Source organism: Rhizobium sp. M1 (assembly GCF_002531805.1).
Taxonomy (GTDB): Bacteria; Pseudomonadota; Alphaproteobacteria; order Rhizobiales; family Rhizobiaceae; genus Rhizobium; species Rhizobium etli_C.
On the sequence record NZ_NWSW01000013.1, the window covers coordinates 117,693 to 143,928 of the forward strand.

The 26,236-nt window shown below is 61.8% G+C and carries 24 protein-coding genes; 12 read left to right on the plus strand and 12 right to left on the minus strand.

Annotation, left to right across the window (positions count from 1 at the left end; translation table 11 throughout):
* Window positions 1–43 precede the first annotated feature (43 nt).
* Window positions 44–1,159: a DNA alkylation repair protein gene (locus CO655_RS14420; RefSeq protein ID WP_097665162.1), complete on the minus strand. Its 1,116-nt coding sequence runs from the start codon at window positions 1,157–1,159 to the stop codon at window positions 44–46.
* 72 nt (window positions 1,160–1,231) lie between these two features.
* Entirely contained in the window at window positions 1,232–1,540 is a 309-nt protein-coding gene (locus CO655_RS14425; protein WP_097665163.1) for a hypothetical protein, read from the minus strand.
* A gap of 337 nt (window positions 1,541–1,877) precedes the next feature.
* Here CO655_RS14425 and CO655_RS14430 point away from each other — a divergent pair, with 337 nt between their 5' ends.
* Window positions 1,878–5,285 (plus strand): response regulator, encoded by a 3,408-nt coding sequence (locus tag CO655_RS14430; RefSeq protein ID WP_097665164.1) that lies wholly within the window; start codon window positions 1,878–1,880, stop codon window positions 5,283–5,285.
* Between the two features lie 26 nt (window positions 5,286–5,311).
* On the opposite strand, the gene mnmD is transcribed toward CO655_RS14430, so the two are convergent.
* Window positions 5,312–6,040, minus strand: a complete 729-nt coding sequence (mnmD, locus tag CO655_RS14435; RefSeq protein ID WP_097665165.1) for a tRNA (5-methylaminomethyl-2-thiouridine)(34)-methyltransferase MnmD — start codon at window positions 6,038–6,040, stop codon at window positions 5,312–5,314.
* Between mnmD and CO655_RS14440 the strand changes: the two genes are divergently transcribed.
* The 8 genes from CO655_RS14440 to CO655_RS14475 all read left to right on the plus strand — a co-directional run bounded on the left by CO655_RS14440 (window position 6,039) and on the right by CO655_RS14475 (window position 11,534).
* A complete protein-coding gene (locus CO655_RS14440; RefSeq protein ID WP_097665166.1) occupies window positions 6,039–7,217 on the plus strand; it encodes an FAD-binding oxidoreductase in 1,179 nt (392 codons plus the stop codon). The two genes, mnmD and CO655_RS14440, sit on opposite strands and share 2 nt — an antisense overlap.
* A gap of 114 nt (window positions 7,218–7,331) precedes the next feature.
* The gene (locus CO655_RS14445; protein ID WP_097604333.1) at window positions 7,332–8,039 is read left to right on the plus strand and encodes a DUF1045 domain-containing protein; all 708 of its coding nucleotides are present in this window, start codon (window positions 7,332–7,334) and stop codon (window positions 8,037–8,039) included.
* A gap of 112 nt (window positions 8,040–8,151) precedes the next feature.
* Window positions 8,152–9,075, plus strand: coding sequence for an allantoinase PuuE (puuE, locus tag CO655_RS14450; RefSeq protein ID WP_097604336.1), 924 nt, complete (start codon window positions 8,152–8,154; stop codon window positions 9,073–9,075).
* Window positions 9,075–9,575, plus strand: a complete 501-nt coding sequence (uraD, locus tag CO655_RS14455) for a 2-oxo-4-hydroxy-4-carboxy-5-ureidoimidazoline decarboxylase (protein ID WP_097604338.1) — start codon at window positions 9,075–9,077, stop codon at window positions 9,573–9,575. Before puuE ends, uraD begins: the two co-directional genes overlap by 1 nt.
* Entirely contained in the window at window positions 9,572–9,934 is a 363-nt protein-coding gene (locus tag CO655_RS14460; RefSeq protein ID WP_010027740.1) for a HepT-like ribonuclease domain-containing protein, read from the plus strand. Before uraD ends, CO655_RS14460 begins: the two co-directional genes overlap by 4 nt.
* 5 nt (window positions 9,935–9,939) lie before the next feature.
* Window positions 9,940–10,440, plus strand: coding sequence for an ureidoglycolate lyase (locus tag CO655_RS14465; protein ID WP_097605058.1), 501 nt, complete (start codon window positions 9,940–9,942; stop codon window positions 10,438–10,440).
* Window positions 10,437–10,793 carry a hydroxyisourate hydrolase gene (gene uraH / locus CO655_RS14470; RefSeq protein ID WP_097665167.1) on the plus strand — a complete coding sequence of 119 codons (357 nt, stop codon included), beginning with the start codon at window positions 10,437–10,439 and terminating at the stop codon, window positions 10,791–10,793. The genes CO655_RS14465 and uraH overlap by 4 nt, the downstream gene beginning before the upstream one ends.
* Complete coding sequence (locus tag CO655_RS14475; RefSeq protein ID WP_097665168.1) at window positions 10,794–11,534, plus strand: metallophosphoesterase family protein; 741 nt, start codon at window positions 10,794–10,796, stop codon at window positions 11,532–11,534.
* Between the two features lie 28 nt (window positions 11,535–11,562).
* Here the strand turns inward: CO655_RS14475 and CO655_RS14480 are convergent, their stop codons facing one another.
* The 4 genes from CO655_RS14480 to CO655_RS14495 form a co-directional block, all read right to left on the minus strand.
* Window positions 11,563–13,284: a flotillin domain-containing protein gene (locus CO655_RS14480; RefSeq protein ID WP_097665169.1), complete on the minus strand. Its 1,722-nt coding sequence runs from the start codon at window positions 13,282–13,284 to the stop codon at window positions 11,563–11,565.
* Window positions 13,281–13,928 carry an OB-fold-containig protein gene (locus CO655_RS14485; protein ID WP_097604348.1) on the minus strand — a complete coding sequence of 216 codons (648 nt, stop codon included), beginning with the start codon at window positions 13,926–13,928 and terminating at the stop codon, window positions 13,281–13,283. The genes CO655_RS14480 and CO655_RS14485 overlap by 4 nt, the downstream gene beginning before the upstream one ends.
* Window positions 13,929–13,933: 5 nt before the next feature.
* Window positions 13,934–15,073 (minus strand): PspA/IM30 family protein, encoded by a 1,140-nt coding sequence (locus tag CO655_RS14490; RefSeq protein WP_176539250.1) that lies wholly within the window; start codon window positions 15,071–15,073, stop codon window positions 13,934–13,936.
* A 179-nt stretch (window positions 15,074–15,252) separates the two neighbouring features.
* A complete protein-coding gene (locus tag CO655_RS14495) occupies window positions 15,253–15,864 on the minus strand; it encodes a CDP-alcohol phosphatidyltransferase family protein (RefSeq protein WP_097665172.1) in 612 nt (203 codons plus the stop codon).
* A 200-nt stretch (window positions 15,865–16,064) separates the two neighbouring features.
* On the opposite strand from CO655_RS14495, the gene CO655_RS14500 reads away from it, so the two are divergent.
* Genes CO655_RS14500 through CO655_RS14510 form a run of 3 tightly spaced genes read left to right on the plus strand, consistent with a single transcriptional unit; the run spans window position 16,065 to window position 19,626 of the window.
* Window positions 16,065–17,849 carry a bifunctional alpha/beta hydrolase/class I SAM-dependent methyltransferase gene (locus CO655_RS14500; protein ID WP_097665173.1) on the plus strand — a complete coding sequence of 595 codons (1,785 nt, stop codon included), beginning with the start codon at window positions 16,065–16,067 and terminating at the stop codon, window positions 17,847–17,849.
* Window positions 17,850–17,860: 11 nt separating this feature from the next.
* Complete coding sequence (locus CO655_RS14505) at window positions 17,861–19,189, plus strand: phosphatase PAP2/dual specificity phosphatase family protein (protein ID WP_097665174.1); 1,329 nt, start codon at window positions 17,861–17,863, stop codon at window positions 19,187–19,189.
* The gene (locus CO655_RS14510) at window positions 19,186–19,626 is read left to right on the plus strand and encodes a hypothetical protein (protein ID WP_097665175.1); all 441 of its coding nucleotides are present in this window, start codon (window positions 19,186–19,188) and stop codon (window positions 19,624–19,626) included. Before CO655_RS14505 ends, CO655_RS14510 begins: the two co-directional genes overlap by 4 nt.
* 274 nt (window positions 19,627–19,900) lie before the next feature.
* Here the strand turns inward: CO655_RS14510 and CO655_RS14515 are convergent, their stop codons facing one another.
* The 5 genes from CO655_RS14515 to CO655_RS14535 form a co-directional block, all read right to left on the minus strand.
* Entirely contained in the window at window positions 19,901–21,733 is a 1,833-nt protein-coding gene (locus tag CO655_RS14515) for a TniQ family protein (protein WP_097665176.1), read from the minus strand.
* Window position 21,734: 1 nt separating this feature from the next.
* Window positions 21,735–22,892, minus strand: a complete 1,158-nt coding sequence (locus CO655_RS14520; RefSeq protein WP_097665177.1) for an ATP-binding protein — start codon at window positions 22,890–22,892, stop codon at window positions 21,735–21,737.
* A 51-nt stretch (window positions 22,893–22,943) separates the two neighbouring features.
* Window positions 22,944–23,126, minus strand: a complete 183-nt coding sequence (locus tag CO655_RS14525; RefSeq protein WP_097665178.1) for a hypothetical protein — start codon at window positions 23,124–23,126, stop codon at window positions 22,944–22,946.
* Between the two features lie 69 nt (window positions 23,127–23,195).
* Window positions 23,196–25,418, minus strand: a complete 2,223-nt coding sequence (locus tag CO655_RS14530) for a DDE-type integrase/transposase/recombinase (RefSeq protein ID WP_097665179.1) — start codon at window positions 25,416–25,418, stop codon at window positions 23,196–23,198.
* A gap of 17 nt (window positions 25,419–25,435) precedes the next feature.
* Window positions 25,436–26,200 carry a hypothetical protein gene (locus CO655_RS14535; protein ID WP_097665180.1) on the minus strand — a complete coding sequence of 255 codons (765 nt, stop codon included), beginning with the start codon at window positions 26,198–26,200 and terminating at the stop codon, window positions 25,436–25,438.
* Between the last annotated feature and the right edge of the window lie 36 nt (window positions 26,201–26,236).

Consider the following 26,236-nt stretch of genomic DNA (forward strand, 5'->3'; position numbering starts at 1 on the left):
GGGCTAGTTCGCGCGGAAAGTCAAGTGCAGTGCACAAAAAGCCTCAAGCCGACTCGAGAGGCGGCATTCGTAGGACGAAGCTTTCGGATGCGCTCTCAGCGCCGTTGACGAGGACGGCGATGCGATGTTCGCCAGGGTAATAGCGCCGCGTCGTGATCGGCCGCATGGCGTGGCGGCGCTCGATTAGGTGGCTTTGCCCGGGCGCGAGCATGATCGTCTTGCACTTGAAGACCTTGGGCGAGAGCGAACCGTCGGCCTTCACGTGATGGATGGCGTAGTCGATCATCAACGATTGCGCGGTGTCGCCGGTATTCGTCAGACGGATTTCGAAATCCAGCCCTTTGCCGAACATCACCTCGCCGTTCAGAAGGCGCAGCTGGCATGCGAGCGACGCCGCCGCGCCGAAGCCGAAATTGGCGAGTGCCTGCACATGGCCGTTCTTCAGGAGCGAGCGCGAGGCGTGTTTCAAGAGCCGGCGGCGCTCGGACGAGGCGCCCTCGATATGGCCGGCGATGAGGGCGGCAACCAGATCCGGATGATCCTTGGCGATGTCGTTCAGACTGTTGGCGACCGAGCGGCGGACATAATCCTCCGGATCATCCATCAGCGCGGTCAGGATCGGCAGGATCGGCGCCGGGTTCTTGACGAGCTGCGGCAGGCGCATGGCCCAGGGCAGGCGTGGCCGCGTTCCCTCACTCGCCAGCCGGCGCACATGCTGGTCGGGATCGCCGACCCAGCCGGAAATGATGGCAAGCGCCCGCTGCTGGTCGCGATGGATGAAGGGACGGATACCGTATTCGGCGGTAAAATACGGTGTCAGGGCCTTGAGGAGATCGAGGCCGAGCTCGAAATGATGGGGGCCGCGTGCGGCGATGAACTGGTTGACCGGCAGCAGCATCCAGCCGGTGAGGCCGGGCCTGCCCGATGCAGGCAGGCTCGCCCTCAGGATGGCGGCGGCCTTCGTAAAATCATCGGGAAGCGTGGCAAACAACGCATCGCGGATCAGCGCCGAGCGCTCCATCAGCTCCAGCGCCCCGAGGCCATCTGCCGCCAGCGTCACGAAACGGCCCCTGTCGAAGGAGGGCGCATTGGCGGCGATGCAATCGGCCATGTCGACGATCAGCGCCTCATGCAGCAGATTCTTGAGCGGTTCCGGCATGCTGATCCTCCCTCGATCTGAGGATTGGCCCGGCGCCGCCGGGAGGTCAAGCGGCGCCGGATGCGGCTTGCCCTATTCCGGGCAGACCTTGACGCGATAGGGTTCGCCCCAGCGATCATGCCGCCATTCGATATGGCAATAGGACGGCCGGTAATAACTCCGGTGGACGGGGTAAGGGCGATAGACGGGATAGGCCGGATAAACGGGGTAGGCGGGGCGGGCGGCCTCGGACAGCAGCGCGCCGCCGACGACGCCGGCGGCAAGGCCACCCCAGAAGGCATCGCGTGGACGGGCATCGGCGGTGGTGGCGGTGGCGAGCGAGGCGCCGGCAAGGGTCAGCGCGATCAGGCCCGTCGCCATGGTCTTATGAAGAACGGACATGTTAACTTCCTTATCTAGACTGGCTTCTATAAAGCCGTGTTCAGACTCCGCCCCGATCGCGGCGGCGCGATGGCTGCGCAAGCGCTTGCCGCATTAAATTTTCGTCATGATTTCAACGGCCCGTGACATGGCAGCCCGTTGTTCAAGGCGGCAGATTGCCGACTGCGCCCCGGTCCTTTCAGTCTCGTGCCGCCCGGGCGGTCAATCCGGGGATGTTTGGCTCGGTGAAGCGGCCCTAAAAATCCGCTCCTGAAATATATGGTTAAAACCTTGTTAAAAGCCTTGGCGTTATAGTCTTTGTCGTTGATATTTCATTTATTGCGGGAGCGACAATTTCTTGAAATCAGCCGGGGACATATTGGAGTTGGCTTGCCGCCGGATCGCTGATCTGGATACCCCGGCCTATGTCAAGAACAGCGAGCTGCGCTATGTCGCCGTCAACGAGGCCTATGCCCGTTTTCTCGGCTGCGAGATCTCCGATTTCATCGGCAGGCGCAGCCGCGAACTCTTCGACCGTCCCGAAGAGGAGGAGCGTGAGGACAAGGAACGTCGCGCGCTGGTGTTCGGCACCGAGGAAAACGCCATCTGCTTCGACGCGGCGAGCCTCAACCATGAGCGCATTCAGATCGAAAGTTTCTCGCCGTCGCCGGAGCGGATCTACGTGCTCGGCATCTTCGAAGCCCGCGAGCGCCGCGCCGTCGGCAACAAGGGGATCGGCGGCAGCCCTCAGACTGTAAACGATAACGGGATCGCAAGCGACCCTGGCTCAGCCGCCGATCTTGCCCAGGTGCGTGAGGCACTGGAAAAGCTCGATCATCCGATCGGCATCTTCGCCGCGGACGGCCGCCCGCTGGTTGTCAACGCCGCCCATCGCAAGGGCGCACGTCCTGCGCCCGCCGGCGATTCGGCCTGGGGTGACAGCGTCAGCGAACTCGACGCGCTGCGCACCGTGCTGGAAGATCTGCCGGTTGCCGTCTTCGTACGCGACGACAAGCATCGCCTGATCTATGCCAACAAATATTACGAGACCTTCAGCGGCCGCGCCCGCTCCGAATATCTCGGAATGACCGAACACGAGATGTTCGGGCCGGAAGGTGCTGAGCCGATCTACCAGGAAAACCTGCTGGCGCTCAGGGATGGCATTTCGGTGGAGCTCGAGAGCGAGATGCCGAGCAAGGGCGGCCACGTCTATCCCGTCATCTCGCGCGTCAACCGCGTCATCACGGCGGATGGGCGAACCTATGTCGTCGGCTCCTTTTCCGACATCTCGCCGCTCAAGGAGCGCGAGAAGGCGCTGATCGCCTCGCGCAAGCAGGAAGAAGTGCTGCATCGGGATATCGAGAGCATCCTGCGTTCGCTGCCGATCGGCGTGCTGATCCTCGATAACGACCACCGGATTCTCTACGTCAACGACGAATTCTACAGCATCTGGGAGCTGCCGCGCGAGGACCGTTTCGACGGGCGCCCCTTCATCGATGTCATTCGCCGGAACTACGAACTCGGGCGCTACGACGGGACGCGAACGCCGGAAGAGCTCTATGCCTTTCGCAAGCACTTGTTCGAAGCCGAGGAGCCGGAGCCGATCGAGGTCGGCTGGGCGGGCGGCAAATCCGTCATCTTCGACAGCCGGCGCATCTCCAACGACCGCATCCTGCTGACCTATGCCGATATTTCGGCGGTGCGCGAGCGGGAAAAGGAAATTCACGAGACCCGCGCCGCGCTCGAGCGGGTCGGCGAGATGATGCGCGATGCCACGCACGCCATGTCGCAAGGGCTTGCCATCGTCCAGGACGGCATCATCAAGATGTCCAACGAGGCGATGGCCGATATCCTGCAAATCCCGCCCCATTATATCGCGGCCGGCCAGGGCTGGCTCGGCATGTTCGAATTCTGCGCGGCGCGCGGCGATTTTCACGATGCGGCGGCCGAAATCCTGGAGGGCTGGCGCGCCAATATCGCGGCAAGGCAACCGATCTCCACCGTCTTCCATGTCGCCGGCGAGCGTTGGGTGAATATGGATGCGACGGTCAGCACGGGGCAGCATTGGGTGGCGCTGTTTACCGATGTCACCGAGCTCAAGAGCCGTGAGGAGGAATTGCGTGAGCTGCTGTCGCGCGCCGAAGCCGCCGACCGCGCCAAGTCCGAATTCCTCGCCAATATGAGCCATGAGATCCGCACGCCGATGAACGGCGTGCTCGGCATGGCGGAGCTGCTGGCCAAGACCAATCTCGATACGCGCCAGAAAACCTTCATCGACATCATCGTCAAGTCGGGCAATGCGCTGCTGACGATCATCAACGACATTCTCGATTTCTCGAAGATCGATGCCGGACAGATGACGCTGCGCAAGGCGGCTTTCGATATCACCGAAGCGGTGGAGGATGTGGCGACGCTTCTCTCCTCGCATGCCGCCGAGAAGAACATCGAGCTGCTGGTGCGGGCCGCACCCGATCTGCCCGCCGCCGTGATCGGCGATGCCGGCCGCTTCCGCCAGATCGTCACCAATCTCGTCGGCAATGCCGTTAAGTTCACCGAGCGTGGCCATGTCTTCGTCGATGTCGGCTTCGAGACCGTCGCCGGCGGCGAGATCATGGCGAATATCCGGATCGAGGATACGGGTATCGGTATTCCTCAGGAAAAGCTGGAATCGGTGTTCGACAAGTTCTCGCAGGTCGACGCCTCCTCGACCCGGCGGCATGAGGGAACAGGGCTCGGACTTGCGATCACGGCCGGGCTCGTCGACCTCTTCGGCGGATATATCAAGGTCGAGAGCCATTGGGGCAAGGGCTCGGTCTTCACCGTCAAACTGCCCTTTGCGGTGGCGGCCGCCCACCTCGAGCCGAAGCCGCTGCCGATCAACGTGCAGGGTGCGCGCATCCTCGTCATCGACGACAATGAGGTCAACCGACGCATCCTCACCGAGCAGCTGTCGCTCTGGGGCTTCGACGGCGTCGCTGCCGAAGGCGGCGGCGCCGGCCTTGCGATCCTGGAGGCGGCGGCCGATCTCGGTGTTACCGTCGATGCCGTCATACTCGACTATCACATGCCCGACATGAACGGCGCCAATGTCGCCCGCCGGCTGCGCGCCGATCCCCGCTTTGTCGAGCTGCCGATCATTTTCCTGACGTCGATGGATATCTCAGGCACCGAAAAGGAGTTCGCGGCGCTGAACGGCCAGGCGCATCTGATGAAGCCGGCGCGCGCCAACGTGCTGCGTAACACCGTCGTCGAGGTGGTTCGCGCCCGGCGCGTGAAGCAGGCTTCGCAGGCCGAAATCACCCGGTTGCAGGCCGAAACGGCCGTGTCGGCACCGGTGCCTGCGCTGCAGAAGCGGGCGGCTGAATTCGTCGACGTGCTCGTCGCCGAAGACAACGAGGTCAACCAGATCGTCTTCACCCAGATCCTGCAGGGAACGGGGCTCTCCTTCCTTGTTGTCAATAACGGGCAGGAGGCAGTCGCGGCCTGGGAGAGCCACACGCCGCGCATCATCATGATGGATGTCTCGATGCCCGTCATGAACGGCCATGAGGCGACCCGGACGATCCGCGAAAGGGAAAAGGGGCAGGGCCAGCGAGTGCCGATCATCGGCGTCACCGCCCATGCGCTGGAAAGCGACCGGGAGGCTTGCCTCGACGCCGGCATGGACGACTACATGTCGAAGCCGATCAGCCCGGAGCTGCTGGAAGAAAAGATCCGGCAATGGCTCGGCAAGGACGACCAGCAGCCGGGACGTACGAGCTACTGACCCGAACCGACGAATGCCGACAAGCTCTAGCTGGAAGGCGCCTTCACGCCACAGAGCATTTCCCGCTTGCCGGCGAACCCTTTGCGGCGTTCCACGGCAAAGCCGGCGGCGATGAGATTGCGGCGCACGAAGCCGGCCGCGGCATAGGTGGCGAAGGTGCCGCCGGCGACGGTCTTTTCGTTGACCTCACGCATCAGTTCCTCCGACCACATGTCGCCGTTGCGCGACGGGGCGAAGCCGTCGAGATACCAGGCGTCGAAGCCCGGCTTCGCCGTCATGACGCCGTCGAGTGCGGAACCGCAGACGACGCTGAGCCGCGTCTGATCGTCGAGGTCGAGCGAGACGGTCCCATCAGGCGTTTGCGGCCAGGCCGTTGTCAGCGCGTCGCGCTCGGCATCGATCTCCGGCCAGTGCGAGAGCGCCCGGCCGATCTCTTCGCCGCGCATCGGATGGAGTTCGAAGGAGATGAAATGCAGATGCTGGCCGGCTGCGCGATGCTGCTTCCATTGCCGCCAGGTCTCGGCGAAGTTCAGGCCGGTGCCGAAGCCGAGTTCGCCGATCACGAATGTCTGCCGCCCGCTCCAGCGCTGCGGCAGGCCGTTGCCGGCGAGGAAGACGTGGCCGCATTCCAGCCGGCCATCGGTCTGGCAATAAAAATGATCGCCAAAGGTCGTGGAATAGGGCATATCGCCGTCGCGCCACTCCAGCGGCTGCGGCGCGCCCGCGCCAATCTGATCTGGGTTCACGTCTGTCATGGAAAAAGCCGATAGTCCTGCGCCGGCGTCCGGTCAATCTTCTTGCGACCTGCTGATCGTTGGCGGCGGCATCATGGGCCTCTGGGCGGCCGTCCATGCCGAGCGGCGCGGGATCAGCACCCTTCTTGCCGATGCCGGCAGGCTGGGCAGAGGTGCGAGCGGCGGCCTGCTCGGGGCGCTGATGCCGCATATGCCGGACCGCTGGTCTGAGAAGAAGCAGTTCCAGTTCGATGCGCTGGTCTCACTCGAAGCCGAAATCGCGGCGCTCGAAGCGGCAACCGGGCTTTCCGCCGGCTATAACAGGTCCGGACGGCTGATCCCGCTGCCGAAACCGCATCTCAACCGTATAGCCCGCGGCCATTCCGAGGACGCCGAGCGCCACTGGCGGGCAGGCGAGCGCCGGTTCCACTGGCATGTGCTCGACAGGCCCGATGTAGACGGCTGGGTCGAGGCCTCTGCCGGCGAGAGCGGCTTTGTGCATGATACGCTTGCCGGCCGCGTCGCCCCCCGCTCGCTGATCTCAGTGCTGATCGCCTTCCTGCAGCAAGCAAAACATGTGCGCATCATGGAAAACGCCGATGTTGCCGATCTCGATCCGGACCGAGGCACGGCCGCGATAGGCAGCAAAACCGTCACCTTCGGCCGCTGCATCCTGGCCGCCGGCCATCGGTCTTTTCCCCTGCTGCAGGATCTGACGCCGGGGCTGAAACAGCCGCTCGGCCAGCCGGTCAAGGGGCAGGCGGCGCTATTGAAGGCGGCGATCGATCCGGCGCTGCCGACGATCTTCCTCGACGGTCTCTATGTCGTCGCGCATGAGGGCGGGCATGCGGCGATCGGCAGTACCAGCGAGAACCGCTTCGACGATCCCGTTTCCACCGATGCCCAGCTCGACGCGCTGATCGAGGCGGCGCGCGCCATCGTTCCGATCCTTCGCGACGCGCCGATCGTCGAACGCTGGGCGGGGCTTCGCCCGAAGGCCATCGACCGCGATCCGATGATCGGCCGCCATCCCGACCACCCGCGGCTCATCGCATTGACTGGCGGTTTCAAGGTCAGCTTCGGCCTCGCCCACCGGCTGGCGGAGGCGGCAGTTTGTATCGCAGGCGATACAGATTGCGAATTTTTCCTGCCGGAAAGCTTTGCGATTTCAAGCCATATCGCTGTGGCTTCACGTTAAACGTGAATTAGGTACAGCTGTGTTTCGTTATTCTGTCATGCAAATCACCTATCTGCTTGAGCATCGGCAGCGCCCAATTTCAGCGGCGCTCACTTCCTTGATGGAGGAAATTGCATGCGCTATGCCATTTGCTTCACGCCTCCGGCGAGCGACCCGTTGTCGCTCGTGGCCGCCAATTGGCTCGGTCGAAACGTATTTTCCGGCGATATGCTGGGGCCTCCGGCCGTCCGCGGCCTCGGCATTCACGAGATCGCCTTCCATACCGCCGTGCCGCGGCGCTATGGTTTCCACGGCGTTCTGAAGGCGCCGTTCCATCTGTCCGGCGATATGTCCGAATCGCAACTCCTGCGCGATCTCATGCGTTTTGCCGGGACATTCGCTCCCTTCCAGATTTCACGTCTCGAAATTGCCCGGCTCGGCAGTTTCTACAGCCTGATGCCGAGCGCTCCTTGTGAGCAGATCCAGTATCTGGCTTCGGCGATCGTCCAGGAGTTCGATCGCTACCGCGCGCCGCTGAGCGAAGCCGACATCGAGCGCAGCGATCCGGATGGACTGTCGGCTGCGCAGTTCGCCAATCTGCATCGTTGGGGCAATCCTTATGTCATGGACGAGTTCCGCTTCCATATGCCGGTGACAGGCTCCATCAATGCGATCGACATGCCCCGCATCGAACCGGCGCTGCGAACGATCTTCGAGCCCGTCCTGAAGGAGCCGGTGATGGTTTCGAACGTGGCATTGATGATCGAAGAGGGTTCCGGCGGTCCCTTCCGCGTCCATTCGCTGCATCCCATGGGCAAGGTCAGCGCGCGCAGGATCGCCTGAGTAGCGTTAAGCTAAGTGATTGTGCCGAAAGGATAAATTCTGCCACGCGGTTTCCGTCTCGACATTCCGGCTGCGGATGATACCGTTCCCCGTCTTTTCAGAAGGTGATTTGATGGTGTCTGAGACTTATCCGCGCAATCTCGTCGGCTACGGGCGTCAGACGCCCGATCCGAAATGGCCGGGCGAGGCACGCGTTGCCGTGCAGTTCGTCATCAACTACGAGGAGGGTGGCGAAAGCTCGATCCTCGACGGCGATCCCGCCTCGGAAAACCTGCTGTCGGAGATCGTCGGCGCAGCCGCCTGGCCGGGGCAACGCAATCTCAACATGGAATCGATCTATGAATATGGCTCGCGCGCCGGCTTCTGGCGGCTCTGGCGGATGTTCACCGATCTCAAGGTGCAGGCGACCGTCTACGGCGTGACGCTGGCGATGGCGCGGAACCCCGAGGCCGTCGCCGCCATGAAGGAGGCCGGCTGGGAGATCGCCAGCCATGGCTACCGCTGGCTGGAATACAAGGATTTCCCTGAGGATCTCGAGCGCAAGCATATTCTCGAAGCCGTGCGCCTGCACACCGAACTGACCGGCGAGCGGCCTTACGGCATGTATCAGGGCAAGCCTTCCGACAACACGCTTCGGCTGGTGCAGGAGGAGGGCGGTTTCCTCTATTCCTCCGATTCCTATGCCGACGACCTGCCTTACTGGGTGAAGGGCGTCGACGGGAAACCTTTCCTGATCATTCCCTATACGCTTGAAACCAACGACATGCGTTTTGCCACGGCGCAGGGCTTCAACGCGGGCGATCAGTTCTTCAGCTATCTGAAGGATGCTTTCGACACGCTCTATGAGGAGGGCAAGGCGGGCAGCCCGAAGATGATGTCGGTCGGTCTGCATTGCCGCCTCGTCGGACGGCCCGGCCGGGCGGCGGCGCTGAAGCGCTTCATCGAATATGTGCTGAAGCACGACAAGGTCTGGATTCCGCGCCGCATCGAGATTGCCGAGCATTGGCACCAGCAGCATCAGCCGGACGCGCTCTGATGATATCGCGCGAGGATTTCGTCTCCCGCTTCGGCGGCGTCTTCGAACATTCGCCTTTCATCGCCGAGCGCGCCTATGACAACGGCAGCGTGAAAGAGCCGCTGACGGCATCAGGCGTGCATGCGGCGCTTGCCGCCGTCTTCCGGGCGGCAAGCCGGGAGGAGCGTCTCGGCGTGCTCAGCGCCCATCCGGATCTCGCCGGGCGCCTGGCGATCGCAGGTGAACTCACCGAAGACAGCCGCAAGGAGCAGTCGGGAGCCGGTCTCGACCGGCTGAGCCCGGCCGAGCATGCCCGCTTCAGTGAACTCAATTCGGCCTATGTCGAAAAATTCGGCTTTCCTTTCATCATCGCCGTCAAAGGGCTTGGCAAGGACGACATCCTTTCGGCCTTCGAGAGGAGGATCGGTAATGGCCGGGATGAAGAATTCGCGACCGCAACGGCGCAGGTCGAACGGATCGCACTGCTGCGCCTGACATCGATGTTGCCGGAGGGTGAATGAGCGAGCCGCGTGCTATCGACTATCTCAATGAAATGCAGAAGGCGGCCGCCGAAGCATTGTATTTTGTCGGCGGAATGGATGAGGCGGCCTTCGCCGAGGACAATCTCACTTTCAAGGCCGTTGCCTTCTGCCACTTCACCATCGGCGCGGCTGCATCCCGTCTGCTCGTAACCCATCCGGAATTTGCCACCGAGCATCCCACTTTGCCGTGGACGAAAATCTGCGGCACCGGCAACCGTATCCTCGAAGACGTCTTCGCCCTCGATCCCTCCGACATCTGGGAGGCAACCTATCGCACGCTGCCGGAACTTCTTGTCGAGATCGATGCCATTCGTCACTGGCATGCCGAAGGCGAGTGAAGCCGTTGCCTGAATTTCTCGACATCCGTCCATTGACCAGATCGACCTTCGCCCCTTTCGGCGAGGTGATCGAAGCCGATCCAGCCTCGATGCGGCTCATCAATGGCGGCACAACCGAGCGTTTTCATGCGCTGGCCGCAGCCGAGGCGGCGGGCGAGGGCGGGCGCGTCATCATCAATCTGTTTCGCGGCCAGCCGCGCAGCTTTCCCTATGATGTCGATATGATGGAGCGCCATCCTTTCGGCAGCCAGAGCTTCTCGCCGCTTTCCGGCCGGCCCTTCCTCGTCGTCGTCTCCGAGGACGAGAACGGGCGCCCCGGCCGGCCGCAGGTGTTTCTCGCGCGCGGGGATCAGGGGGTGAATTACCGCCGCAATGTCTGGCATCATCCGCTGATGGCGCTTGGCCAGCCCTCCGATTTCCTGGTCGTCGATCGCGACGGACCAGGCAACAATCTGGAAGAATTCTTCTTCGAAACCCCCTTCGTCATCAAAGAGCCAGCCCCATGACCGGACTGACCACGCATGTTCTCGACACCGCCCTCGGCAAGCCGGCCAAGGGCCTCAGGATCGATCTTTTCCAGCTCGAGGGCGAGATCCGCAGGCATCTGAAGACGGTCGCGACCAATGCCGACGGCCGGATCGATGGCGGTCCGATCCTCGCCGGCGAACATTTCCACGTCGGAACCTATGAACTGGTCTTCCATGCCGGGGATTATCTGCGCGCCTGCGGCACGCCGCTGCCGCATCCCGCTTTCCTCGATCTCGTGCCGATCCGCTTCGGCATCGCCGATGTCACCGCGCACTATCATGTGCCGTTGCTGCTTTCGCCCTATGGTTATTCCACCTATCGGGGCAGCTAGATGAGATTTGCCGCGATCGCCGATATCCATGGCAACCATCTGGCGCTCGAGGCGGTGCTTGCGGATATTCGCGCCGAAGGCATCGAGGAGATCGTCAATCTCGGCGATGTCTTCAGCGGTCCGCTGGAGGCCGGCCGGACGGCGGATCTGCTGATGCCGCTCGGCCTGACGTCGGTACGCGGCAATCACGACCGCTATCTGACTGAGCAGGATCCGGCTTCCATGCATGCCTCGGATGCAGCCGCCTATCGGCAATTGTCGCCATCCCAGCTCGACTGGCTGCGCAGCCTGCCATTCGATGCCGTCTATCGCGGCGAGGCCTATCTCTGCCATGCAACGCCGAAAGACGACAATCTCTACTGGCTGGAGTCCGTCTCGCCGGAGGGCATAGTTTCCCTGAAGCCGATCGAAGCGATCGAGGCGTTGGCTGAGGGCATAGACTTGCCGCTGATCCTTTGCGGGCACACGCATATTCCCCGCGCCGTCCGTCTCTCCGACGGCCGGCTGATCGTCAATCCCGGCAGCGTCGGCTGCCCTGCCTATGACGACGATCTGCCCTGCTACCACAAGGTCGAAGCCGGCCATCCGCTTCCCGGCTATGCCATTCTGGAAAAGACGCCTGCGGGATGGACGTGGCAGTTCCGCAACGTAGCCTATGACAATCTTGCGATGTCGAGACTGGCGGCGGAAAACCGCCGGCCAGACTGGGCGAGTGCGCTGGCGACCGGCTGGCTGCGGTAGCCGGCCGCCTTCGCGCGCGAGTAGGAGATTACTCCTTCGGAGGTGCAGCTGCGATAGCCGCCTGCGCCGGTGCGGCGGGTGCGGCCGGTGCGACTGGTGGGGCCGCGGGCTTGGCGCTGTCGAGACTTCCAAGCAGGGATGAGATGGCATTGTCGCCTTCGAAGCCGGCTTCCTTCAACAGCTTGTCGAGGATCGGTTTATTGGCCTGGTAGGCGAGCAGCTGGCCGGCCAGCCCGTCGCCCATGCCGATGCCGTTGTCGCCGTTCGCGCCACCGCGGCCGAGCATGCCGCCGGTGTCGAAAATCCTGATGTCGGAGATCTTTTCGATCGGCTTGACCGCCTCGGCGAGTGCTTCGGGAATGATGCGGATGCGCTCGCGGGTGATCTCGAACTCGATGATGGTCTGGCTGAGCTTGTTGCGGGCTTCATTGAGCAAGGCCTCGCTTTCCGCGGCGGCCTTGCCGGTTTCGAGAACGCCCTTGGCCTTGATGATGGCCGCATCGGCTTCGGCGGTCGCGAGCGTCTTGATGGCTTCCGCCTGATCGATCGCGGCCTGCTTCTCGGCCTCGGCGCCGACGGTCACGGCAGTCGCTTCGGTTTCGGCTTTCTTGCGCGCGTCGATCACGGCGATCTGCTTTTCGCGCTCGGCAATTTCGATCGCCTTGGCCGTGCCGACTTTTTCCTCTGCCGCTATTGCCCGAGCGCGGGCCGTTTCGGCAGTCGCCTTCGCCTCGGATTCTTCACGGCTCTTGTTGGCAACGGCGATGGCGCTCTCCTGGGCGACGATCTGAAGGTCGCGCTTGGCTTCGGTATCGCGCTGCTGGACGGCGCGGGTGGCATCGATGTTTGCGCTTTCGCGAGCCTGCTTGGCGGCCGCCTCGCGTTCGGCGATCGCCTGCTCGGAGGCGATGCGGGCTTCCTCTTCGGCACGTTTTGCCGCCTGCTCCTGCTGGGCGGTTTCGGCGCGCGTCGCGGCGGATTTATTGGCGATGTCGCGTTCCTGGCTGAGCTCGGCCTCCCGCTTCGTCCGCTCGATGGCGAGCGACTGCTGGCGGGCCTCCAGATCCTTCTGCGCAATCGCGACTTCGGTATCGCGGACGATCTCGTTGCGCTCCTTCTTGCGGCCCTCGGTGATGCGCGTCAGCGCCGCCAGACCCTGTGCATCGAAGAAGTTGTTGGCGTTGAAATGCTTGATATCGGTCTGGTCGAGGCGCGTCAGGGATACGGATTCGAGCTCGAGACCGTTCGACTGGAGATCGGCGCCGACGGCTTCCTGCACGGCCTTGACGAAGTCCATGCGCTGCTCCTGCAGCGCGTCGAGATTCATGGTCGCCGCCACCGAGCGAAGGCCGTCGACGAATTTCGCCTCGATCAGGATGCGCAGCGCTTCGGCATCGTTGGTGCGGCTGCCGAGCGTCTGGGCGGCCAGCGCGATCGAGGAGCCGTCGGGCTTTACGCGTACGTAGAATTCGGCGCCGATATCGACGCGCATGCGGTCCTTGGTGATCAGCGCATCGCCTTCGCCGCGGCGGACTTCGAGGCGCAGCGTCTTCAGGTTCACCCTGGCGATCGAGTGGAAGATCGGCAGGACGACGGAGCCGCCGTCGAGCACGACTTTCTGGCCGCCGAGTCCGGTGCGGACATAGGCCTCGTCACGGCTGGAGCGCGTGTAGAGAGAGGCAAGGACAAAGCCGATGCCGAAGATCAGGACGATCGTAATGCCGGCCGGTAGAAGAATGTCGTACATCATGGCTGCTCCCTGAAAGATTGATTGTTTGCACCGATGGGATCCACCAGTGCTGGAATGGCGATAAACACATCCGCCTTGCGATCGACGAGGAGAACCTGCGTGCCGATCTTCAGCGGGTCCTGGCCCTTGGCAGCCTTGGCTCTCAGAACATGCCAGTTCCCGTGCTGGTCCTTGACGCGGACGCGACCAGGCAGTCCCTGATCGAGCGGGCCGAGCGATACTTCTCCGGTCCGGCCGATAAGGGTGTCGAGATCGACGGCATAGGTCTCGTCGTGCGGGACGATCCGCGCCACCGTCCGGCTCGATGCCCTGACCATGGGGAAGGTGACCGTCAAGGCGGGAACGACGGCGATAGCGGCGGGCAGTGGGGCCCAGAAAGCGCCGGCGACCGCCTGTACGGCAAAGCCCGCAATGGCGAAGAAGCCGAGCGCCATCATCAGGAGAATGAGCAGGGGAACGCCGCCGACATTGAGCCACGACAAGTAGCCGGCAATGCCGTCATGGCCGTGGAGATCCGGTTTTCCGAGAAGCTCCGTGATCGAAAAACCCATAACGGTCGCGAGCATCTCGATCACGGTCAGGCCGGCAAGCACGGCGGCGGCGATCGCAAAGGGAAGGCATTCAGGAGCGAGAAAAAGTCCCATCGGCGTTACCGGTTATCCGCCTTGAAACGCGCGAGGCGGGCTTCTATCGCCTGCTCGCGGTGCAATCGGTCGAGTTCGTCCAGTTCGGAACTGTGGGCATGTTCGCCGGATGGAACGCCGGTCAGCCGCGAGACCGCCGCGGCGGCGCGGGCGGCGTCCGCGCCCGGCATCGGTCTGTTGTGGCCGGCGAGAGCCTCTTCGGGATGCCTGGCGATGCTGCGCTTGAAATCGGCAAGACGGGCGTCGGCCTCGCGGCGCGTGGCGAGCACGGCCTGCAGGGCTTTCTGGCCCTCATCCACCTGCTCGCTGGCATCGGTCAGCGCCTTGTCGAGTGCTGCGATCTGGGATTCGAGATCGATCTGACGGGCGACGCCGGCCTTTGCGAGATCGTCGCGCCCGGAGGAGACCGCCAGGCGGATCTTCTCATCGAGCGCATTCATGTCTTCGGCGATTTCATCCTTGCGGCTCTGGATGCGGTATTCCTCGGCGCGCGCCTTGCCGAGATCGGCGCGGGCTTCCTCCGCGGCAGCATCGATTTCGCGGATCGCCTGTTCGATGACCGCGATCTTGTTGACGCCTTCCGCCTTGTCGATCGCCGCATTGGCGATGCCCGCGATCAGGCGACCCATGCGTGAAAGAATGCCTTCATTCGTCATGTTTTCCTCCATCCGAGCGGAATTCGGCGTGACGCCGATGTTAATCTCGTAGCGATCATGGTCCGCTACAAGGTATGCGGGAAAAATACTCTCCCATCCCCTGGAATAGCCCGCGACATCGAAGGGCACGGCAACGCGTCCGTGCACCGTGGCGATGGTGAGGTCCGAGGGGCCTTTGATGGCGAAGAGCTTCTCGTCGAGCGGCAGCTGCAGGGGGCCGGGGATGACGCCCCGATTGGCGGCGAAATCGCGAAGGCCGAGCGTCACCAGCCGCGCCGGCAGGCCCGTCTGCTCGCGGACGGTTTCATAGGCAAGCTCATGCAAAACGACCAGATTGGCGCCCGCTTTGTCGTCGATGAGCTCGGTCAGGATGTCGGTCATCCTGCGATAGGCGGCAATGGTGTCGTCCAGCGCTAGGCGGGCCTGGTCGTCAGGCGCCAGCATGTAGCGCAATAGCGATGGATGCGATGTCTTGCTCGTGGGTGCCATGGGTAAAAACATAAAGCACCGCTTTTGTGCTTTCAAGAGGAGGTGCAAATATACAACTTTTGTTTGGCTTATCGTCGGAAGAAGGAGGGACCGGAAGATGCAATTCGCAAGAAACAGCGTTCGACAGCTCCCGGATCACATTGCCGGTCGACGAACCGCCGGCGGATCGGCTCCGCTTCCTACCGGGCGGCCGTGCGGGCCTCGCGAATACCGGCGCTGATACGGTTGATGATCGTCCATACCAGAAGGAGTGCCACCACTGCCCAAAGCCACGCAGTCCATGCTGCAAACGTGCCGCCAACGGCAACAAAGAGGCCGAGCGCACCGAAAAGCACCGCACGGTCGCTCTTGCCGAGTGGACCGTCGTAACGCCGGCTGGCCCCAACCGTTTGACCCAAAACGCCGGCAAATTCCGTCAGCACCGAGAGGAAAATGACTGCCATTGCCGGCATCAAGCCGTTCGGATCGATCAGCGCAAACGGCAAATACAGGGCGATATCCGACACGACATCACCGATCTCGTTGAGATAGGCGCCCAAAATGCTCTTTTGCCCATGTTCGCGCGCGAGCATGCCGTCAATGGCATTGAGACCCATGCGCAGGAGAAACCATGCAGGCACCAGCAGGAACCACTGCGGAAGCGGAACGACACTCAGGAAAAGGCCAAGTGCAACCGAGACGGCCGCGGCAACAGTCGTCACCTGATTGGCCGTGATGCCTCGCGCCGCCAGCGCGCGCACCAGAGGGCGAAGCATATTCTGAAACCGGGACTTCAATTGATAAACAGACATGCTACCTCAGTGGAGTTTCGCGGCATCGGAAAAATCTATCCCAGCTCCGGCGGTGCAGAACGTCGTGCTTGTGGGGAAGCCGATACTTCATATCGGTTCTCGTATAGGGCTTACATTTGCGACTAGACTTTTGCAATGAATGCAAACCACTGTTCCGCCAATGGTTGCAACCCATCAACCGATCAGAATAGGAGTAGACCGTGCTGCAAGCTGCCGATATCAGGCAACCGTCCTCGACGGCCAGGCCGATGCGTGAATCCGAATTCGTGTCGCATGATGGCACGCGATTGTTTTATCGGACGTGGCCTGCGACCGGTGCTGCACCGAAGGGCGCAATCATTCTTCTTCATCGCGGCCACGAGCATAGCGGCCGGGTCGCGCATCTTGCCGCCGAGCTCGGTCTCGATGATTTTGCCTTGTACGCCTGGGACGCACGCGGCCATGGACGTTCACCGGGAGAACGCGGCTATTCGCCATCCTTCGCAGCCTCGGTGCGTGATCTCGATTGCTTCGTCCGCCATGTCAGCGAGACAACCGGGATTGCCGTTGAAAACATCGCCGTCATTGCGCAGAGCGTCGGCGCGGTCCTCGCTACCACCTGGGTGCACGACTATGCGCCGCAGATCCGTGCGCTCGTGCTGGCCTCACCGGCCTTCAGCGTCAAGCTCTACGTGCCTTTTGCGAGGGAAGGCATTGCGCTCTGGGAAAAGCTCAAGGGGACATTCTTCGTCAATTCCTATGTCAAGGCGAAGTTTCTGACGCACGATCCCGAGCGCATCGCCTCCTTTGAAGCCGACCCACTGATCACCCGGCCGATTGCCTCCAATATTCTGTTGCAGCTTTACGAAGCCGCGGCCCGTGTCGTCGATGACGCCCGCGCCATCACCGTTCCGACCCAGCTGCTGATCTCCGGCAGTGACTGGGTGGTGCGACACGCGCCGCAGCATCGGTTCTACGAAAATCTCGGCAGCCGCATCAAGGAGCGGCATGTGCTTGCCGGCTTCTATCATGACACGCTGGGTGAGAGGGATCGTGCGATTGCGCTCGCTGAGGTCCGCCGTTTTATCGATGCACGGTTCGCCGAGCCCCGGGCGCCTGCCGACCTTAGCACCGCCCATGTCCAAGGCTATACTAAGGATGAGGCCGACCGGCTCGCCAGCCCTCTCGACGCGACGTCCGCCCGCGGCATCTACTGGGCGCTCAGCCGTCTCAACATCAGGCTCGGCGCGCTCGTGTCGGACGGCATAAAGACCGGGGTCAAGACCGGTTTCGATTCCGGTTCGACGCTCGATTACGTCTATGAGAACAAGCCGCAGGGGCTCGGTCCCGGCGGGCGGTTGATCGACAAGGTGTTCCTCGAGGCGATCGGCTGGCGCGGCATCAGGCAGCGCAAGCTGCATTTGCAGGAGCTGATCGAGGACGGGCTGCAGCGCCTTAAAGCAGCCGGCCGCAGCACCCATATGCTCGACATAGCGGCTGGCCACGGCCGTTATGTCCTCGATGCGATCGAGGCGGCTGCCGTGCGTCCCGATAGTGTGCGATTGCAGGATTACTCCCCCATCAACGTCGACGCCGGCCGCAACAGCATTGCAGCGCGGGGCCTTAGTGATTTCGTGAGCTTTCGCCAGCAGGATGCCTTTGACGGCGAGGGGCTGGCTGCAATCACGCCGGCTCCGGATCTCGCAATCGTCTCCGGCCTTTACGAGCTTTTCTCCGACAACGGGATGATTTCTACGTCGCTCAACGGGATCGCCCGCGCGATGCAGCCCGGTGGTCTGCTCGTCTACACCAACCAGCCATGGCATCCACAACTGGAGATGATCGCCCGCGCCCTGACTTCCCACCGCGGCGGCCAAGCGTGGGTGATGCGGCGGCGGACGCAAGAAGAAATGGACCAACTGCTCGCCGCAGCCGGTTTCCGCAAGATCGAACAGCGCATCGACCAGTGGGGCATTTTCACCGTCTCGCTGGCGGAAAGAATTTGAGGGCAAAGCCGTTGGGGCAGGCACGTTCTCCTCTTTTCCAATCAGCGCCGGTCCTGAGGCGGGCGGCGCTCTGGCTCGTCTTCCTGGCACCGTTCTTCTATCTGACCTATGGCGGCGCCAACTGGCTGGCATCGCAACGCGCGCATGTGCCGAACATCGCCTTCGCATGGGAAAGCGCCATTCCGTTCCTGGCGTGGACGATCATTCCATACTGGTCGATCAACCTGTTCTACGCACTCTGCCTGTTCATCAACACGACGCCGCGCGATGTGGATGTGCTCGCGAGGCGTTATCTGACGATCCAGATAATAGCGGTCGCCTGCTTCATCGTCTTTCCGCTCGAAGCAATCTTCGTACGGCCGGCCACCAGCGGCCTGCCCGGGTTCATGTTCGCTGTTCTCGGTGGTTTCGATAAACCGTTCAACCAGGCGCCGTCGCTGCATATCGCGCTGCTGGTGGTGATCTGGGACCATCTGCGCGGCCGGTTGCCGCGCAGGGCGCGGCTTCTCTGGCACGTCTGGTGCTTCCTGATCGGCGCCTCCGTGCTGACGACGTGGCAGCATCACGTCATGGATATACCGACCGGCATGCTTCTCGGTCTGTTTGCCGTCTGGCTTTTTCCGCGCGATGCCGCTTCCCCTCTTGCGAATTTTACTGTGAGCGGCGATCCAAAGTCGCGCCGTCTTGGCATCTGCTATTTCGGTGGTGCCGCCGCATTTCTCGGCCTTGCAGCGCTCTGCACTCCTCTATCACCCGCGGCACTTCTGTTGCTCTGGCCGGCTGTTGCGCTGGCGATCGTCGCCGTCGGATATTTCGGCGCCGGCCCGCAGATATTCCTGAAACGCGCCGATGGCCGGGCCGCGCTTGCCAGCCGCTGGCTGCTGGCACCCTACCGGCTCGGCGCGACCATCAACGTCTGGCTCTGGACACGCAAAATGCCGGCATCCGTGGTGATCGCTGATGGCGTCCATCTCGGTCGTTTTCCGCGTCGCCGCGAGGCCGACCGTTTTGCCACGGTGATCGACATGACCGGCGAACTTCAGCGCCCGAGCGGGACGCTTGCGCGCTGGTGCAGTTTTCCCGCCCTCGATCTTACAGGCCTCGACAAGATCCAGGCGCGAGCCGCGGCTGATGTCATCGAGGCTGCGCGTCACCAGGGACCGGTCCTCGTCTGCTGCGCGCTCGGTTTCCAGCGGAGCGCCTGCGTCATCGTAAGTTGGCTGGTCATCAGCCGACGTTGCGAAAATCCGACCGAAGCCTTGCAGCTGATCGAACGCGCGGGGCGGCGTGTTTATCTGCCTGTGGAAAGTATCCATGCTGCGAAGGAAGGCGTGCAATGACGCAGTGGAAAACCGCGGCCTCCGCGACGGCGCGAAATCTCGGCCGCAATTCAATGTTCTGCGGGCTGATAGCGCTGTTGCCACTGATTGCCGGCCCGATCACCGGGGGATATCGAGGCCTCGCCCCAACGCTCGGCTGGCTCCTGATGCTGGTTTTCTGCGGGATTGTCCTTGCGCTGGCGATCCATCTTCTCTTCGATGCGCTGTTGTTTCGCCTCGTATCGAGCCATGAGACAGAGGCCGCCGGCCTTGCCGCCGTCGACGACCTGCTATCCCGGATGCAGCTTCGCAAGCCTGACGGGGCACCGCCTGGCCTCGAGAGCCGGATTGCCGGATCGCGCCGCATCGTCTGGCAGCAGCGGTTTGCGCTCGTCCTCTATCTCGTGATTTTCGCGATCCTTCAGCTCAATGCGAGCGGCGGCCAGCCGCTAGGCTGAGTGGCATGCCGTTGCGTGTCCGGCAGGTCTTGCCCGCGCCATCGGCGCGTTCAGCCGGTGCCGATTTCTCTGTTGAGCAGACTGGTCACAAAAGGCACGGCTTGAAAAACGGCTATTGAAAACACTCATCTTTTTCAGAACCATACCCGGGTAGATGTCACTATTGTCTATTCACTTGCGTCACGATTCAATGGCCTGGATAGGCAATGGCGCAGCAAAAAGCCCCGGAACTTGGTTCCGGGGCTTAATTTCTTGGCTGATTTTCTTGGGCCGTTCAAAGGCTCCTGTTTCGGAACTCCTCGATGTCCGAGCGCTTGAAGATGTTGTTGATCGAGGTATCGGTGTGCGACCAGAATGGCGTGATCCCCGCCGCCTTCAAAACTTTGTAAAGCTGATTGCGCTTCATCCATCCCGCGCAGAAGTTCGTCAGGCTGTCATGGTCCTGGAAGAAACGCTCCACGGATTCGAATGTTGCTACATCGAAGGCTTTCCTGCCGTGACCAGGTTCCCAACGCAGGATTTCAAAGAAGCCGGAGTAGAAGAAGGCCTTCCCGGGTCGTGTCTGGAGACTGAACTTGGCGGCCAACTCGTGGATCTTGAGTCCAGGGGGCTGTTTGACGAGGAGCGCTCGAACCTCACGGCGATCAACCAAGATTCTCTCGAAACCTGCTTTTGACGCGTCTTCGTCGAGGTACGTCTTCGACAATTTCCCATCAAGATAGGCAAAGATCACCTCAGTGACCTCGCGAGAAAACCCGCGCGTCGCGGATCTCAGCGGAACGAGATCGTCTGTCAGCGGTGTTGTCTCCAGCCCGTCCATCCACCGTTCTAACATCGCGTCGGTATCCCGACGGGAAAACATCTCCTTCATGTTGGAGGTCGTTCCGTAGATGGACTTGAACAGACCAGCCCTGACAAGTCTTCGGACGGTAACCTGCAGGAGTCCGAGACGGGCCGCCAGAGCCTCGATGCTGATCCGATCGTGATAATCGGCGGCCGCTGCCTCGACATCGGCGACCGAGACTACAACAGAGCTATCCTTCTTCCCGCGCTCGGAGGGCGGAATTGCTCCGCGCTCTACAAGGATCTTTCGAAGGACCGTGAAGTAGACGCCGGTCTCAAGTTCTGCAGATCGGAGCGTATGCCACCGGCGAACGCCACCGCCTCCAAGGAAACCGTCTTCCGGCCCAATCGGAACGGTCTCGAAGGCATGGTCGCGGACCATCTCGATCATTGGCTGCAACTCCGCCATGTCGATGTTCGCGCTAAGATATTCTCCGAACTTTCCATACAAGCCCAGGGCCTTACGATGATGTTCGTTGACGAAGCTATCTCCAGCCTCGCTTAGGAACGACAAGAAGCTGCTACGGCTTGACAGCAAGTCAAAGCCGATCTTGCGCGAGGGATGGACCAGCCCCGTCCTCATTCCTGTTCGACCGCGACGCGTGTCCGGTGATGCCATTTCGCCGATGATTGTGCAGAACCGCAGGGCCATGAAGCAGGGTAGGGGATCGAGGAGGTCGTTGCTCGTCTGGCTGCCGGCGACGCGATCGAAAAAGTAGGAATCGTAGGGATGGATTTCCGTATCCTTCACGTCCGCGATTGACTTCTCGATTTCGCGATAGTTGGTCCGCACGTGAGCCGCAAAATCCAGCTTCATGTCACCACGGTATTTCACCTCGGAGGTGACAAGCTCTACGGAATGCTCTGGACAGACTTCGATCGAAGTTAAAAGCCACGGGAATCGTGTCCGTAGCCGTACATCAAGACGGCCAGCGCCATTGTTGAAGTCGCCTTCAATGCATTTGGGGCAATACCTTGGGGCAGTCGTGAAGAGAGCGGGCGTGGGAAGGCGCTGTGTTCCGAATGTGAACCAATGGTGGTCGAAGTTAATGCTGCGAGTCATCAGGACACTAGCTTCGATCCCTGTAACGGCGGAAAGGCGGTCACAGACATCAGCGGGCTCAGCCCATCGATCGAGGCGGAAACCCATGTGCCTGTGAAAATCTCGCAGACTACTGGCTCCATTCGCCGCGGCAAGTCGCGACATGTAGGTGGGAAGCGGTTCGATCGGACCCAGTTCCGGAATACGTGCAAGAAGGACCATGCTACGCCCCCTTCTTCTTCGACTTGAGGAGCATTTCGTCCTTGGCGATCACCTTGGCAAGCGCCTCTCGGGGATCGATACTCTTCCAGTCGTCCTGCAAAAAGACGTTTTCAGAGGGACGGCAGCCGGTGTTGAGGGCGTAGACCGATGCGTAGTGCTTCAACGTGACGACGTTAGGGTTTGCCTTTTCAGGGCAGACGATAGCGCGCTCGGCAGCGGCCTGAATGGTCTGGATGATCGTGCCGCACGCACCAAGGCAGCCGTGAATGAGTCTGTACATGAACTCCTCATTGTCGGTTTCTCCGAGCGACAGGCCTTCACCCAGGAAGATCTGCTTCTGTACGTCGAGGAGCGCCTTGGCGTCCTTGCCCGTCATCTGCTTCAGCTCAATGACGAAGCTGCGGTTGCGAAGCTGCGCGTCGCCGTCCTCCGGCGAAAGGAAGCGAGCGAGGGACGGCACCCCAGAGAGGATCATGTGCAAGGGCCAGCCCGGGATCTGCAGTAGGCTCTTGATGATGTCGGAGACGTTCTGGATATCCTTCGTCATCGGACCCTTGAGCACATGCTGCATCTCGTCGACATGCATGAACAGAATCCGGTTGTTCCTGATCACCTCCTTGAGGAGCTCAAACAATTCCTGTTCCGTCAGTCGGCTCGGAACCATCGGATAGCCGCAGGACGCCAGGGCCTTGCGGGCAAATCCCTTGAGCGTGATCGGCCTCGGTGCTTCGAAGGAAACGAAGGGTTTGAATTCCTCGCCGGTAGACGTGACGTAGGGAAGAAATTCAGGCCGCTTCGGAATGTGATATTCCATCGAGCGAGTCTTTCCGCTGTCAGACTCTCCCAGAAGCCAGAGTGCCCGACGTTTCCCTGATTCACCGAAGAACGCCGCTGCGGCATTTTCGGTCAGCATGTCGATGCCCTCGGTGATGAGATCGTCTTTCGGCATCTTCACGTACTTCGCCTGTGTCTTGCCGCGACGCTCGGCTCTCTGCTGCCGATCATGGCTCATCGTGGCCAGAAGCGCCTGCGCTGCGTCATTGAAGTTGGGAAGGCTGCTTTCGACCAAAGCGGCCATCCCTCCCGCGTTTGGGTTGACTGGAAGGGCGTCGTCGGGCGCGATGGGGAGGCTGATGATGTTTGAGGACTGCGCGGTCATCGGTATTACTCCTGAGTTGGTTCGGTTGAGCGAAGAAGTGGCCGCTGTTTGTCAGTCGGCGTCGTAGGGGCGAAAGGCGCTGGTGCGGTCGATGCGCGCCGCCGCGTCGATGAAAGCGGACAACGTCAGAGGCTTGGGTGCCGCGAGATAAGCTAACGGTACCGGCGTGCTGCGGATGGCCGCGTTTGCCTGTGCAACGGTGCAGGGGCGGGATTTGGTGGTCAGGCGTGGCATGGTTTCTCTCCTGGTTTGATGTTTGGCCAGCCCGCGCAGCCCATCGCGCGGGCCATCGTTCGAAGAACGTCAGCTCTCAATCGTGAACGAGAATCCGTCGCTCTCTTCGCCGTATGCCAAGCCGGACTCCTCTGGCTCGGGGGCGGAGTTCTTCTCGCCGAAGTACGCATCGACTTCCTTCTTGTTGCGGGCGAGGAAGCGAAACTCCTCGATGGAGGTCGTGAGCGGGTCATGTGCGATCGCGAGCGGAGCCAGTTCCTTGCCGCTTAGGATGTCCATGGTGATCTCGCGAGCAAAGCGCTCGTGCTCGACCTTGCGATAGGCGGCTTCGCTGGGGATGTCGGTTCCGAGTTCGGCGCGGGCCGCGGCGGCGATGCCGGCTTCGCGGAGATCATTGATCGCCTTCAGCATCGTCGAGAGATTGATCTCAACGTTCTTCGCGTGGGTCTTCGAAACCTCCGTCATCGCCTCCGTCCACTCCCAGACGCTGACGCCTTCCGGCAGATGCTCTGCGACGAGGTCACGCCACTTGAAGCCGTCGTGGAAGGAGATCGTCCGCAGACTGAAGCGGTCGATGCGGACCTTCACCTCGACGCTCGGGGAATTCGGCAAGGCCGCGCGTTCCGCCCAGAGGCGTTCGAGCTCGCGCGACTGATAGTGGATCCCAAGGAAGACAATTCCGCGGGCGGAAACCTTGCGCTTGATGACGGTTCCGAACATGACACGGCGCTGGCGCTGGCTCAGCGGAGGGAGCATGGCGTATTCGCGCGACAAGCGCATCCAGGCATTAGCCGGCGTCTCCCCACCAAGACCCGAATGCGGCTGGTGGTGATAGATGTCGACGATCGCACGGGTCAGGCAGCGGCAGACTTCGTCCACGTTGAGAACAGCGTTTCCTTCGCCATCGTAGTCACCCTTGGCGTAGACGCTGGAGAACGTGCGGCCATCGAAGTAGGCGAGGAACTTCTGTCCGAACGAACGGAAGACGGATTCAATGGTGCCACGTGCCGACGCCATGCCTGCCGGCGGGATCGTGTGCACGCAGTGGAGCGCTGCAACGGCCTGACGGAAGCCGGTGTCGATGAATCCCGCTCCAGCGTCGGTGACAAGCTCACGGGGAACGAATGAATGGATCCAACGGCTCTCGGCGCCCGCTACTTCCGCGATGTGCTCCTTCTCGGTGACGATCATTTCGAGCGCTGCGATCGACGAATGTGAGGAGTTCGCGCGGGTGCTGAACCGGAGAGCAACGATGCAGCGGGTTGCAACGTCGATAGCGACGGTGATCCACACACGCACCTTCGTCAGTGCCTCGCGCTGCTTCTCCGTCAACGTCAACCAGACCGGAGTGAGGACGAACCAGGCGTGAAGGTCTACCTTCCACTCGTCCATCTCGACGCGCTCGCCGGGTGCGAAGACCTGCAGGCCGTCGCGAACGGGAGCGAACTTCTTCTTCGCTGCGTCCTCGCCGAAGCGGGCCGCGTGAAGGAAGTATTCGCCCATGCCCTTGATCAAAGCCTCGAACGAATTGCGGGAAGGCATCTTGTAAAGGTGACCGCCCTTGGGGCAGGCCTCGTTGCGCTTCTTGATCTCAGCCTGGAGCAAGCCGAAGCAGAAGCGCATCGAGGGACGCTTCTCGGTGGCGTACTTCTGGGAGAACTCGGTCCAGAGGCGCAGGTCGGCCGGATGGGCCTTCGAGTAAGAGCCGGGACCCTTGCGACGGCTCACCAGCACGGCCGGATCGCAGCCGCCCTCAATGTAGAGATTGTAGAGACGGCGGAAGTGGCGGGCATTCGGAAGCGCTACGATCGTGTTCTTCTTGCCTGCCTTTTTGGAGGTCCATTTCAAGAGCACGTGCTGACGGGCGAGCGGCAGGACGTACTTATCCAGGCAGTCGTGACCGAGCGTAACCTTGCGCTTCCAACCCATCTCAGCGAGACGCGGATCCTTCTTGCCGATGAGTGTCAGGACGAAGTCGAAGGCGTCGGCGTAGACGAGGGCGCGGCGAGCCTGGTCCTCGGGGACATCGACGATGTCGCGCCCGAGCCTGAGCGGCGAGAGTTCGAGTCCCTGGCGATCCACCTCGACCTTATTGTCGAGGTGGAGGATGTACATGGTGGCATGCGAGAACTGCTGGACAACGCCGTCCTTGTTCCGGAGTTCGCTGTAGTCCGGCGTCTGGCGGACAACCGTATAGTCGACGGTGTCGATCTTGACGGACTTGGCGTCACCCAACCAGAACATGGGCGCTGCGTTACGGGTGGCGAGGGCGTAGGGATTGTGCATGTTCATTGCTCTGTTCTCCTTTGCTAGAGCGTGACGATCATGAGGGTGGTGTCTTCGATGCGTCCGGGTGCGGCAGGGCGCAGGAGGCCTTCGTCGATGAGGCACCAGAGGGCAGTGCGGCGATGAGCGGGGACTTCGGCGCCTACGAAAAGGGCACGGAACCTGACCGGACCACGGACTCCCTTCACCACCTCGAGCGCCGCCTGATATTCTTCCTCGTTGCGGAGGCGGCGCGAGAGAAGGATCTCGCGTGCATTCTGCGCGGCGTCGTCGGAGGCGAACTTCTCGGTCACGAAGTTCACGTCATCCAAGAGGCCGTTCATACCCTGCTGTTTGATGCGCAAGAGCGTACCGACGAGGTCGGTTTCGATCAGCTTCAGGATGGGCTTTGCGGCGATGCCGATCTTCCGGCCGTCCTTGAGACGAGCGCAGATGTCAAACGTGTGTGTATGAGACTTGCCGTCGGTATCACGGTAGGGGAGCGTCGGCTGCTGTGTCTGGAGCTCGACGATGTCGTGGTTGGTCTGGAGGATGAGGGTGGCATTGCGTTCCACCGAACTCTCGAAGGTGAGTACCTGGGGAGCGTTGTTGTTCGCCACCAAGGTTCCGCGGTAATTAAACGGAGACTTCGCGGACGGCGTGCGGTCCCCGTTGGCCGGCAGCGGCTCGGGGTACTCGAGAGGGGTCGTCGGCGTGCCGTAGGTTGCCGATGAGGGGATCGTATAGTCGATCGTGTCGCCGAGGCGGACGCGGACCAGGTGGTGCTTGATGAGATGTTCGCGACGCACGAGATACTCCTTTGGTTGTCGTGAAAAATCGGCATG

Excerpts from the sequence above, each read along its gene's own strand:
- CO655_RS14420 (WP_097665162.1), bottom strand. The coding sequence starts at position 1,159 with ATGCCGGAACCGCTCAAGAATCTGCTGCATGAGGCGCTGATCGTCGAC.
- CO655_RS14475 (WP_097665168.1), top strand. The coding sequence starts at position 10,794 with ATGAGATTTGCCGCGATCGCCGATATCCATGGCAACCATCTGGCGCTC.
- CO655_RS14510 (WP_097665175.1), top strand. The coding sequence starts at position 19,186 with ATGACGCAGTGGAAAACCGCGGCCTCCGCGACGGCGCGAAATCTCGGC.
- CO655_RS14445 (WP_097604333.1), top strand. The coding sequence starts at position 7,332 with ATGCGCTATGCCATTTGCTTCACGCCTCCGGCGAGCGACCCGTTGTCG.
- CO655_RS14490 (WP_176539250.1), bottom strand. The coding sequence starts at position 15,073 with ATGGCACCCACGAGCAAGACATCGCATCCATCGCTATTGCGCTACATG.
- puuE (WP_097604336.1), top strand. The coding sequence starts at position 8,152 with ATGGTGTCTGAGACTTATCCGCGCAATCTCGTCGGCTACGGGCGTCAG.
- CO655_RS14480 (WP_097665169.1), bottom strand. The coding sequence starts at position 13,284 with ATGATGTACGACATTCTTCTACCGGCCGGCATTACGATCGTCCTGATC.
- uraH (WP_097665167.1), top strand. The coding sequence starts at position 10,437 with ATGACCGGACTGACCACGCATGTTCTCGACACCGCCCTCGGCAAGCCG.
- mnmD (WP_097665165.1), bottom strand. The coding sequence starts at position 6,040 with ATGACAGACGTGAACCCAGATCAGATTGGCGCGGGCGCGCCGCAGCCG.
- CO655_RS14530 (WP_097665179.1), bottom strand. The coding sequence starts at position 25,418 with ATGAACATGCACAATCCCTACGCCCTCGCCACCCGTAACGCAGCGCCC.
- uraD (WP_097604338.1), top strand. The coding sequence starts at position 9,075 with ATGATATCGCGCGAGGATTTCGTCTCCCGCTTCGGCGGCGTCTTCGAA.
- CO655_RS14520 (WP_097665177.1), bottom strand. The coding sequence starts at position 22,892 with ATGACCGCGCAGTCCTCAAACATCATCAGCCTCCCCATCGCGCCCGAC.
- CO655_RS14525 (WP_097665178.1), bottom strand. The coding sequence starts at position 23,126 with ATGCCACGCCTGACCACCAAATCCCGCCCCTGCACCGTTGCACAGGCA.
- CO655_RS14460 (WP_010027740.1), top strand. The coding sequence starts at position 9,572 with ATGAGCGAGCCGCGTGCTATCGACTATCTCAATGAAATGCAGAAGGCG.
- CO655_RS14515 (WP_097665176.1), bottom strand. The coding sequence starts at position 21,733 with ATGGTCCTTCTTGCACGTATTCCGGAACTGGGTCCGATCGAACCGCTT.
- CO655_RS14485 (WP_097604348.1), bottom strand. The coding sequence starts at position 13,928 with ATGGGACTTTTTCTCGCTCCTGAATGCCTTCCCTTTGCGATCGCCGCC.
- CO655_RS14495 (WP_097665172.1), bottom strand. The coding sequence starts at position 15,864 with ATGTCTGTTTATCAATTGAAGTCCCGGTTTCAGAATATGCTTCGCCCT.
- CO655_RS14425 (WP_097665163.1), bottom strand. The coding sequence starts at position 1,540 with ATGTCCGTTCTTCATAAGACCATGGCGACGGGCCTGATCGCGCTGACC.
- CO655_RS14440 (WP_097665166.1), top strand. The coding sequence starts at position 6,039 with ATGGAAAAAGCCGATAGTCCTGCGCCGGCGTCCGGTCAATCTTCTTGC.